Source organism: Marinimicrobium sp. UBA4509 (assembly GCF_002388575.1).
Taxonomy (GTDB): domain Bacteria; phylum Pseudomonadota; class Gammaproteobacteria; order Pseudomonadales; family Cellvibrionaceae; genus Marinimicrobium; species Marinimicrobium koreense.
The window spans coordinates 63,668-74,261 of sequence record NZ_DGMV01000032.1 but is presented as its reverse complement, the minus strand read 5'-3'; the positions used below and the strand labels follow the sequence as shown (position 1 = coordinate 74,261).

Annotated in this window: 10 protein-coding genes; 5 read left to right on the top strand and 5 right to left on the bottom strand. The window is 57.4% G+C overall.

The genetic code is table 11. From position 1 onward, the window contains the following. Positions 1-14: 14 nt before the first annotated feature. Both B3520_RS04335 and B3520_RS04330 read right to left on the bottom strand, forming a co-directional pair. Positions 15-1,157 (bottom strand): carboxymuconolactone decarboxylase family protein, encoded by a 1,143-nt coding sequence (locus B3520_RS04335; protein ID WP_286807272.1) that lies wholly within the window; start codon positions 1,155-1,157, stop codon positions 15-17. 160 nt (positions 1,158-1,317) lie between these two features. Then, entirely contained in the window at positions 1,318-2,442 is a 1,125-nt protein-coding gene (locus B3520_RS04330; protein WP_286807273.1) for an alpha/beta hydrolase, read from the bottom strand. Positions 2,443-2,783: 341 nt separating this feature from the next. On the opposite strand from B3520_RS04330, the gene B3520_RS04325 reads away from it, so the two are divergent. The 5 genes from B3520_RS04325 to B3520_RS04305 all read left to right on the top strand — a co-directional run bounded on the left by B3520_RS04325 (position 2,784) and on the right by B3520_RS04305 (position 8,187). After that, positions 2,784-3,686: a LysR family transcriptional regulator gene (locus tag B3520_RS04325; protein ID WP_286807274.1), complete on the top strand. Its 903-nt coding sequence runs from the start codon at positions 2,784-2,786 to the stop codon at positions 3,684-3,686. Between the two features lie 98 nt (positions 3,687-3,784). After that, complete coding sequence (locus tag B3520_RS04320; protein WP_123638246.1) at positions 3,785-4,243, top strand: nuclear transport factor 2 family protein; 459 nt, start codon at positions 3,785-3,787, stop codon at positions 4,241-4,243. A gap of 175 nt (positions 4,244-4,418) precedes the next feature. Then, complete coding sequence (locus B3520_RS04315) at positions 4,419-5,393, top strand: AraC family transcriptional regulator (RefSeq protein WP_286807275.1); 975 nt, start codon at positions 4,419-4,421, stop codon at positions 5,391-5,393. 58 nt (positions 5,394-5,451) lie between these two features. Continuing rightward, complete coding sequence (locus B3520_RS04310; protein ID WP_024461204.1) at positions 5,452-5,907, top strand: (2Fe-2S)-binding protein; 456 nt, start codon at positions 5,452-5,454, stop codon at positions 5,905-5,907. 12 nt (positions 5,908-5,919) lie between these two features. Then, complete coding sequence (locus tag B3520_RS04305; protein ID WP_286807276.1) at positions 5,920-8,187, top strand: xanthine dehydrogenase family protein molybdopterin-binding subunit; 2,268 nt, start codon at positions 5,920-5,922, stop codon at positions 8,185-8,187. 15 nt (positions 8,188-8,202) lie between these two features. Here B3520_RS04305 and gloA read toward each other — a convergent pair whose 3' ends face one another. From gloA to B3520_RS04290, 3 genes are all read right to left on the bottom strand, one after another. Continuing rightward, complete coding sequence (gene gloA, locus B3520_RS04300) at positions 8,203-8,733, bottom strand: lactoylglutathione lyase (protein ID WP_286807277.1); 531 nt, start codon at positions 8,731-8,733, stop codon at positions 8,203-8,205. A gap of 34 nt (positions 8,734-8,767) precedes the next feature. Further along, positions 8,768-9,292 (bottom strand): protein tyrosine phosphatase family protein, encoded by a 525-nt coding sequence (locus B3520_RS04295; protein WP_286807278.1) that lies wholly within the window; start codon positions 9,290-9,292, stop codon positions 8,768-8,770. 72 nt (positions 9,293-9,364) lie between these two features. Further along, positions 9,365-10,480 (bottom strand): flavin monoamine oxidase family protein, encoded by a 1,116-nt coding sequence (locus B3520_RS04290; RefSeq protein ID WP_286807279.1) that lies wholly within the window; start codon positions 10,478-10,480, stop codon positions 9,365-9,367. Positions 10,481-10,594 lie beyond the last annotated feature (114 nt).

The following is a 10,594-nucleotide window of genomic DNA, read 5'->3' as shown; positions in this document are numbered from 1 at the left end:
GGGGGGGGGGGGGGCTATTGAATGCCTCGCAAAACACCCCGAGCATTACGGGCTACGTCTTTTCCGACTTCCTTCTCCAGGGTCGCCATGACTCTTTCCATCTGCTCTGAATCACCCACCAGATCCTGCGTAATGGTCAAATGGGAGTTGAGCTGAGCGTTGACATCCCCGATGGCTGAAAGCGTACCCACCACAACGAGTTCCCGTTCAAGGTAGCCTAAGTTGTCCCGGCTGAACAAATAGCCGAACAGATGGGCTTTCAGCGCATGGTCCATGGTGGGAGAGAAATTACCAAACAGCGGTTGTGACGCTTCTTCCATGGTTCGATCCGTTAAGTACTCCAGGGTTTCTGAACCAAGCTGGTAGTAATCCGTGCTATCGGGCAATTGGCTCGGCTCTTTACCTTGAACGTCTTCAATACCGTTCTCTCTGCGCTCCTCCAGTAGGCTTCTGAATGTCAGCATGCCGGTTAAGGCTCTCGGAAAGCCGGCATAGGCGTATTGATGCGCAAAGGCCTCTTTGATTTCGTTCACGGTCAAGCCACGTTCCAGGCCTTGAACGAGAGCTGGCTTGAGCTTCTCTGTATCTCCGATCGCAGAGAAGGCCGCAATGGGGATCAGGCTCAGTTGCTTTTCCGTGAGCGTCACCGGGGTGGGCGCTTCGGGTTGGTCGGGTGTCGTTGATTTGGGCTCGGGGAGCTCCACCTTCTCTAACCAGGTGACGCCTTGTCCGTCCGGGGATACCGGGCTGATGGCAATATGGGTCATTGAACGGTGCTCACTGGCACCATGCCAATGCTTGACGCCCGGCGGGCATATCACCACATCGCCTTCTTGCAGTGTCTGTATGGGCTTTCCCCACTCCTGGGTTCGGCCTTCACCGTCAGTCACAATCAGGTACTGACCGTGGGGATGGATATGCCAGTTGGTGATGGCTCCGGCCTCAAATGTCACCGTGGCGGGCGCGACGTCACCGGGGGAGGGCATAGTCGGAAAGCGTGAAAAATGGGCATCGCCTGAGAAGCGATTGGCGGGCGCTTGGTTGACCTCGTGATCCTGCCCTTTGACTATCGTTTGGCCTGGTTGCTCGTTGTTGGCCTGTGCACCAGCCGTGAATAACATCAAGATGAGTGCACCTTTCAGTTGCGTTCTGGTCATGTGGTTCTCCGTTGCATGCTTGAGCTTGGAATATGTTACGTGATGTCTATAAAAACACCTGGTTCGGCCCCTTGTCGGCAAGGTCAGCCTAGATAGGGGCCGCTGTGAGCGAAGCAGATGGTCGTTCCCAGGGTTTAACCCGGTTTACAATAGCTGCCTCCTATCTCAATGTTTTGTTGAAAAACTGGGTCAGTTTGTCAACGGCCTGGTTCACGTACTCCGGATTCCAGTAGGTTTCGATGTGGGTCGCTCCGTCAATGAGCATAAGCTCTCGGCTCTCTGCCTGGTCGGCTTCCTTGAAAGCGTCCTGGCTCATGTACAGCGAACCCGCCTCGCTTCCAGCGATCATCAGCAAGGGTTGATCAATCAGGTCCATATTGGTGGCTGCATCGAAGTTCATTAGCGCCAGAAGGCTGCTTTTAGTGTACCGGAAGGTGGAGTTGGGGTGGGCGTGAGTGTCACCGTAGTACTTAAAGCCTTCGCGGTACAGCGCAAACGGCAGAGCAGCAATTTGCTCGTCCGTGAGTTCTTGATCGGCCGCATAGAGAATTTCGCCACCGGCGGCTTCCTGGGCTCGCGCCTCGGAGGCCTCCTTCAGCCGTTGCTGGATGGTGTCAAGCTGGGAGTCGCGGTAGCCATTGCGCCTCACTCGGCCTGAATTAAACATGCTCAAGGTGGCAATCGACTGAAACCGTTTGTCCGTCTGGGCGGCCTTTAGGGCATAACCGCCCCCGCCACAGATACCGAGAAGGCCGATACGCTCAGAATCAGCACCCGCGTACTGGCTGATAAAGTCGGCCATGCCGTGAATGTCTTCAATGCGGTTGGCTGGCTTGTCCACGTGACGAGGCGTACCCTCGCTGGCGCCCTGATGGGCCGCATCCGCCGCAATAGTGATGTACCCCTGTTCAGCCAGGCGCTGGGCATATAAACCGGCCACTTGTTCTTTTACCCCACCATTGGGGTGAGCAATCACCACTGTGGGGTACTCATTGCCAGGATCGTAGTTCGCGGGTGTATAAAGATTCGCCGAAATGTCGATGCCGTTGAGGTCATAGGTAACCGGGTTGATATTGACTTCGCCCTCGACGTTTTCGGTGATGGCACCCTCATAGACCAATGTGAAAGGGTTGTTTCTGTAATCCGCAGCGGCAGTTTCTCCCGAGATGGCGAACGTCGTTGCGAGAACGCTCGAATGAAATAATGTCCGGAGTCGTTGGCGATTGGATTTCGTCGTTGCTTGGGTGTCTTTTGGCAAGCTCTGATCTGATGAATTTGTCGTCATCGTCAATATTCCTCATAGAGACTGTTTAATCGCCCGGCTTACCGGTTTTAACCGTTTGGCTATTTCTAATCAGTGTCGCCGTGGGGCGTTTAGGGCGAGCTTCAGTGTAGGCGTCGCTGAGACTCAAGGGATGCGAGATTTTGTCGAACGTTTGCCTGATTCTCCACGCCATGAAAACGCCTGTTTTGAGCGAGCCATTGGTCGTACCTACTCTGCTCTGAGTGACTTCGTTCTTGCCTCTGGTCTCAAGCGGGACGTCCAGCGCAGGTTCCAGCTTACCGCTTGGACACTTCCATGATTAGCCTCTATAATCAGGATGGTTTGTTGAACAGAGCTCAATAATGGCCAGAAACAGTTACAGCGAGCTGCTTGCCTTTATCCATGTGGCGAGGGAGGGCAGTTTTACCCGGGCTGCGGCGCAGATGGGCATTTCGACCTCTGCGCTCAGTCATGCCATCCGGGCCCTGGAGTCTCGTTTGGAGGTCCGTCTTCTGACTCGAACCACGCGCAGTGTGTCCACCACCGAGGCGGGGGAGCGTCTGTTTGAGCGTATAGCCCCACACTTTGAGGGGATCGATAGTGAGCTGGACGCCGTGCGGGATCAGCGCAGTCGGCCCGCTGGCACGGTTCGGATTACCACCGCCGAGCATGCCGCCAACACCCTGATTTGGCCCAAGCTGGCCAAGGTACTCCCCCAATATCCGGATATCACCGTCGAGGTCACAGTCAACTACGCTCGCACCGACATTGTTGCTGAGCGTTACGACGCGGGCGTTCGTCTCGGAGGAGAGCTGGCCAATGACATGATCGCCGTACGCATCGGCCCGGATGCCCGCATTGCCGTGGTGGGGTCTCCCGACTACTTCGCCCATCACCCGAAGCCCCGCTCACCCCAGGAACTGGCGGAGCACAACTGCATCAACCTGCGTCTGCCCACCCATGGAGGGCTGCTGCCCTGGGAGTTTGAGAAAGGTAAACGGGAACTGACCGTCAAGGTGACCGGCTCCTGGATATTCAATAGTGTCTCCCCCATTCTTCGAGCGGCGTTGGCCGGCCAGGGGTTGGCCTACCTGCCGGAGGATGTGGCCACCGAGCATTTGGCCGCTGGGCGGCTGATCAGAGTATTGGATGAGTGGTGTCAGCCCTACACCGGCTACCACCTTTATTACCCAAGCCGAAAGCCAGCATCAGGCGCCTTTGCGGTCGTTCTTGAGGCGTTGCGCGAGCCGGCTCCCGCCGATTGATGAATAAAATTCAATAAAGCATCCTGATTTTTGATCTTGTTTAGCGCTTCCCGCTCTCCTACTATCGAATGACTGAATCAATCGGCAGGAGAGATCTTATGACCTTACGACAATCCTTGTTTGGCCTATTGGCACTGCTTTTGGCATCACAGCTGAGTTTTGCCGATAGCTCCGTGAGCGAACGTGAGATCCGGGAAATTTCCGCCGCCAAGTGGCAGTGGATGGCGGATAAAGACGTTGAAAAGCTGGAAGCGCTTTTCCATGAGCAGTCCAAATTCGTGCATATGAGTGGCTCTTGGAAAAAAGAGCGGGAACTGGAAATTATTGAGTCCGGCAGTATCTGGTACAAAGACGCTGAGGTTCATGATGTGGCGGTGGAGGTGATCGGCGACACCGCCATCGCGTGGAACCGCATCACACTGGTAGCGGTGGTGCGTGGAAACGAGGTCTCCAACGAATTTACCGTGACTGAAGTGTATAAAAAGCTGGATGGTGATTGGCAAATGCTCGATCTCACTTTCAGTAGCGTGAGAGACACCCACGAGATTGAACACTAGTCCCGTTGAGCTTGGGCGCCTGATGGTGGTGGGCTTACCGGTACCGGAAGCATAGCGCAGGGCGCCGGTCGCCTGCAGGATCAGGCAAAAGGTTAGTGGCTATGGGCAAGTGGTGGGTGTTAGCAGGGAATATACTTAGCGGATCTGTACACATTTTGGCCAGTGGGTCTCCTTTATGACTGAGCAGCAGAATGTCGTTCCCTTCCAATCGGGCAAGTCGGTCGAGTCGAACAAGTCCGCCGATAAGCAAAAATCAGCGCCTGCCCCGCAGGAGCTGGGTGTACTGGCGCGCCTCATCGAACGATTCGCCCCGCACGATGGCCGCTTTGACCTGCCCGTTCCGGGGCTTCATGTCCTGCGTCAGTCCTCGCCGTCCTCCGAATTGCAGCATACGCTGAGTATGCCCGGGCTGTGCCTGGTGGCTCAGGGAACCAAGTGCGTGTACCTGGCCGACAGACGTTACGAGTACAACGAGTCCCGTATGGCGGTTTATGCGGCGGAAGTGCCGCTTGGCGTTAAATTCATTGAGGCGTCCAAGGCGGAGCCCTATCTGTGCCTGGTGGTGCATATCGATCGGAAAAAGCTCTCGGAACTGATCTTCCGAGCATACCCGAACGGCTTGCCCATGACTCGGCATAACGAAGCCATCTGCCTCGATGAAGCAAATCCCGACATTGTACGCTCGGCCATTCGCATGCTTGAGCTGATTCTCAGCCAGGACAATGCCGATCTTCTGGCTCCGTTAATGATCGACGAAATACTTATCCGGCTGCTGCGCAGTCCGGCCGGGGCGGCCATCGCGCACATCGGCCTGTCCGACTCGCACGCCTTCAAGGTGGCCGAAGCAATCACCTGGATCAAGGAACATTTCCGGGAGCCGATCAAGATCGACCACTTGGCTGAGCTTGCCAACATGAGTTCGTCATCGTTCCACCATCACTTTAAGTCGGTAACCAAGATGACGCCCCTGCAGTTTCAGAAGACTATGAGGTTACAAGAGGCCAGACAACTCTTGCTGACCCGGGCGGTGGATATCAGTACGGCCTGTCACCGGGTAGGTTATGCCAGCGTGTCCCAGTTCAGTCGTGAATACAGCCGGATGTTCGGAAGGGCGCCGAGTAAGGATATCGGCCATTACCGGGATCACTGATTCAAACCACTCGATGTACAGTTCATTGAACTTTGCAAGACCACAAACTGGGGGTCCCATGCCTACCTATAACGTTACTGTGAACAACCAGAAGTACGAAGTCGAAGCCGATCAGGACACGCCTTTGCTGTGGGTGCTGAGAGACGAATTGAACCTTTCGGGCACCAAGTTTGGCTGCGGTATCGCCCAATGTGGCGCCTGCACCGTGCACATGAACGGCAATGCCATTCGATCCTGTTCGTTCCCGGTGTCCGCAATCGGTGATGCCAAAATTACCACCATTGAAGGGCTCTCCGAGGACGGCAGCCACCCGGTTCAGCAGGCGTGGCTGGAACACGACGTGGCCCAGTGCGGCTACTGCCAGGCGGGGCAGATCATGTCGGCGGCCGCCTTACTGGCCCGTAATGCCAGTCCGGACGACGAGGCGATTGAGGAGGCCATGTCCGGTAACTTGTGCCGATGTGGAACCTATAGCCGGATCAAGACAGCCATTAAAACGGCCGCAAAGGCGTAAGGAGGTAGGGATATGAGCACTGAAACCGAAAGCGAAGCGACTGTGTTGAAAACCTCCATCGGCCGCCGGGCCTTCCTGAAGGCCAGTGCGGCCGCTGGCGGTGGTTTGTTGATCAACTTCAGCTGGCTGAGCGGCGCGGCGGCTGCCTCGGGTGAAGCCACGACCGATCAGGCCTTTGAACTGAATGCCTATCTTCGGATTGCGCCCTCGGGCGATATTACCGCCATGGTTCCCAACCCGGAGTTTGGTCAGAACCTGATGACCTCCATGCCCATGATTCTGGCGGAGGAGTTGGACGCCGACTGGGAAAAGGTCACGGCCAAACAGGCCGAGTTTGAACCCGAGGACTATCAGCGCCAGTTTACCGGGGGCAGTCAGTCTATCCGACTCGCCTGGCAGAGTTTACGCATGGCCGGCGCCAGTGCTCGACACATGTTGCGTCAGGCGGCGGCTAAGAAGTGGGATGTTCCGGTTGAAGAGGTATCAACTCAAAAAAGTGTTCTGTCGCACGCCGCCTCCGGAAAAACCAGCACTTACGGAGAGATGGCGTCCGAAGCGGCCATGATCCCGATGCCCAAGCAGGTACCCTTGAAAAACAAGAGTGCGTTTGAGTTGATCGGACAGTCCCGGAAAAACCTGGAAGGCCTGAAGATTGTGACCGGCCAACCGATGTTTGGCCTCGACTATCAGGCCGAAGGTATGCTGGTGGCGATGATCGAGCACCCTCCGGCCTTTGGGCAGACGGTTGACTCGGCAGATCTGGATGAGATCAAAAAAATGAAAGGCATTGTGGATGCCTTTGTCTTTGAGTCCATGCGACCGGACTACCAAAAGAACTATTTTGATACCACCGCCTTCCCCAGCCTTATCGCCATAGTCGGGCATAAAACCTGGCAGGTGATGAAGGCGAAAAAAGCCCTGTCGGCGAAGTGGAAGGCCATGCCTGCCCGGACCGAGACCATTGATCGTTTTGGCACTGCCATTGAGGTGAAGGTGCCCGGCGGTCTGGAGAGTACCGACGGTCACCGCAAGGCGATGGACAATGCGCTGGACGGCGAGCTGGAAGTGTTGCGCCGGGACGGAGACCCTAAAACGGCTTTCGAGCAAGCCGAAACGGTGATCGAGAGGACATACCGGGCACCGTTACTCGCGCACAACACACTGGAACCCATGAACTTTTTTGCCCATGTCTCCGACGACGAGGTTCATGTGGCGGGCCCGCTGCAAGCGCCGGCTTTTATCGAGGGCACTGTGGCCAGCCGGCTCAATGTGCCCACCGATAAGGTTCGCATTGAAATGACCCGCATGGGAGGCGGCTTTGGTCGTCGCGCGTACTCCCACTATCTGGTGGAAGCGGCCGTTATCTCGAAGCAGGTCAAGGCGCCCGTCAAACTGATCTATAGCCGCGAAGACGACATGACCATGGGGATCTATCGCCCCACCTATACCGTTCAGCTCAAAGCAGCGCTGGATGAAAATAACCAGTTGGTGGCTTATCAGGTTCGCGGTGTGGGGTTGACCGAGCATTGCGTGCATGAAAACCGCTTTCCCGCCGGGGCCGTGGATCACTACCTGGCGGAGGGCTTGGTGATTCCCTCCAATATCACCACCGGGGCGTTTCGTGCACCTCGCTCCAACTTCATGGCGCTGGCCGAGCAGGCGTTTCTGGATGAAGTGGCCGAGGCGGCCGGAGAAGATCCGATTGCGTTTCGTTTGAGCTTGCTGGAGCGGGCGAACAACAATCCGGTCGGCGAGAACAATGACTACGACCCGAGTCGCTATGCGGGCGTGTTGAAACTGGTGCGCGACCGGTCGGGTTGGAACTCCATGCCCTCGGACGTCAAGAAAGGCGTAGCAGCCTACTTCTGTCATAACTCCTACGCGGCTCAGGTGGTAACCGTCACCCAGGAGGGGGATAGCTTACCCAAAGTCGACCAGGTGCACAGCGCGGTGGATTGTGGCGTTGTGGTAAATCACGATGCGGCGGTCAACATGGTGGAGGGTGCAGTCATCGATGGCATCGGTAATGCCATGTACGGCGAGATGACGTTCACTGACGGTAAGCCGGATAAGCGTAATTTTGATCGCTACCGGATAATTCGCATGAACGAAATCCCCCGCCAGATTCATGTGAACTTTGTCGACAATGACATAGACCCCACCGGTCTGGGCGAACCACCGTTTCCGCCGGTCTTCCCAGCGCTGGCTAACGCCTTGTACCGGGCTACGGGAACAAGGCTGTATGACCAGCCGTTTATCAAAGCCCTGGAGAAAGGCTAGCGGGTTGGGATGGCGTCAGGAGGGCGCCATCCGCTCGGCCTGGACAATCTCGATCCAGTAGCCGTCCGGGTCCTTGATGAAGGCGATGTGCTTCATCTTGCCGTCTTCCGGGCGCTTTACATAGTTCACATCATTGGCATCGAACCAGGCGACGGCCTTTTCCAGGTTGGGCACGGAAAAACAGATGTGGCCAAAGCCCTGGGGCTGGCTGTTGCCGTCGTGGTACTCAAAGTCCGGGTCTTTCTCGGTGCCCCAGTTGTGGGTCAGCTCCAGAATGCCGCGCTCACTGAAGGTCCAGCGGGTGCGTTCTTGCGCGTCTTCGGGCAGGGGCTCGTCCGCATCGGGCTTGGCCAGGAAGTACAGGGAAAACTCCATCTCCTCAAAGTCCAGCCGGCGCAGTACGCGCATGCCGAGCACGTGGGAGTAAAAGGCCAGGGAGCGCTCAGGGTCTTTCACCCGCAGCATGGTGTGGTTAAAGCGAAAGCCGTCGGTTTCCTTCGGGGCCTCGTCGGCCACACCGGGGTATTTTTCTGTGTTAAAGCTCATGGGAATTCCACTGTTTGATGTTTAATGAATTGATTTACTGGCGGCCTGACTCGTCGAGTACCGAGCGCACCTTGCCTTCAAGTGAGCCCAGCCCGGCCGAGCGGCCCAGGGTCAGAGACTCGTCCAGAGGTTTGCCTTCAATCTGGTGCGCGGCAATGGCCAGCAGTGCGCCCACCCGGTTGCCTGAGGCGCAGTGCAGGAAGACCGGTTCATCATCCTCTTGCTGCAGCAGTTGGTGCAGTTTACGCGCATTGTCGGCGGTCACATCACCGGCGCCGGAAATGGGCAGTGAGACATACTCCATACCCAGTGCCTCGGCTTCCGCCTTGGGGTCAAAGGCGACCTTTTCTTCCGGTCCACGCAGGTTGATCACTTTGGTCACCCCGGCCGCTTTGAGGGCCGCCAGCTCGTCCCGCGACGGTTGGCCCCCGGTTACCAGGTTCTCGCTCGGTGTGTAAAAGTCATGGGCCTCGGCGGTGGCGGACAAGTCACCGGCGAGAGAATTGACGGCCCAGAGCAATAACAGGGCGGTAGTGGCACATCGGACGATGGAACTCATGGTGATTCACTCCTGCTTGAAATGAGGTAATTACGATAACACGGTCAAGGCGTCGTGGGCTTTTCGTTGTGGTTACGTCCACCCCTGAGTTTCTGACGGGATCCGCTCCACGACTCGGGTGACAGCGTCGATGGCGCCGGCCAGGTAGCCTGGAAACGGTTTTGACCACTCGCTGCCAATACCGGTCACGCGACCTCGCCAGGGGCCAGAGGGCGCTTCGATTTCCGGTGCCGCGACATGGGCGCCGCCGTCCCGTCGGTCAGCCGATGTAGCGGTGAGCGGGTCAAGCGCCCAGTCTTTAAGCAGTTCAGCTCGGGGCTCGGCCGCCTGTGGCCCAAACAACCGACCGAGCTGCGACCGGCAGTGGGCCTTTAACGTCGCCTCGGTCGCCGTCTGGCGCACCTGGGCCGGAACACCAAAGAAACCGAACAGCGCCGCCGCACCGCCCGGTACGGAGGCATCGTGAATTTCGTTCATGGGGCCGTGCAGGCTGCGAGCCTCACCCGATAGCCCCTGTTCCCGCCAGAACGGTGTGTCATACAGCGCGACGTACTTTGCGTGTGGTGCCATCCAGGTCGGCGTGAAGCGCCACTGCCGAGCCAGTGGCTCGGGCAACGGCGGATCAAAGGCGATGGTGCTTTCCGCCAGCCGCGGAGGCATGGCCAGCAGCACCCGCTGGACCTTTCGGGTGGTGACGGAATGGGCGATATCGACGCTATCAAGCTCAATATGATCATCGCGGTAGCGAAGGCTCTGGACCGTTTCTCCGGTCATTAACCGGGTTTTATCCAGCCGTCGGTGCAGGGCCTCCACCAGACTGGCCACGCCGCCCGCCAACCGCATGGAGGGCGGCGAGTTTACATAGCCATTGGTCCGAATGGGCGCAACATCGGGCGATCGCTCAATCACCATGGCGCCGGTTTCGAACTGCTCGAATACCTCCAGATCCATTGCCTGGATGAGTTGCATCAGTTGCGGCTGGAGCTCAGGCCAGAACCAGGATGGGCCCAGATCAAACCGATTGTGCGGGCCGGTCATATCGGGGAACGTGGGGGACTCGATACGACCGCCAAAGCGCGAGCGCGCTTCAATCAGCACATAGTCGGTAAGGCCCATCTGCTCCAGCCGGTAAGCCGCGTACAGGCCGCTCAAGCCGCCGCCGATGATCGCTATTGAGGCACTGTGCATAAACGAGCTCTTGTGTTTGATGGGCCAGGCTGTCGATGGGGCAGAGTTGATCCCTCATGCCTCGACGATTGCGATACGGCGAGGCGGGAGCCTGGGAGCATTCGGTGCCTTTCC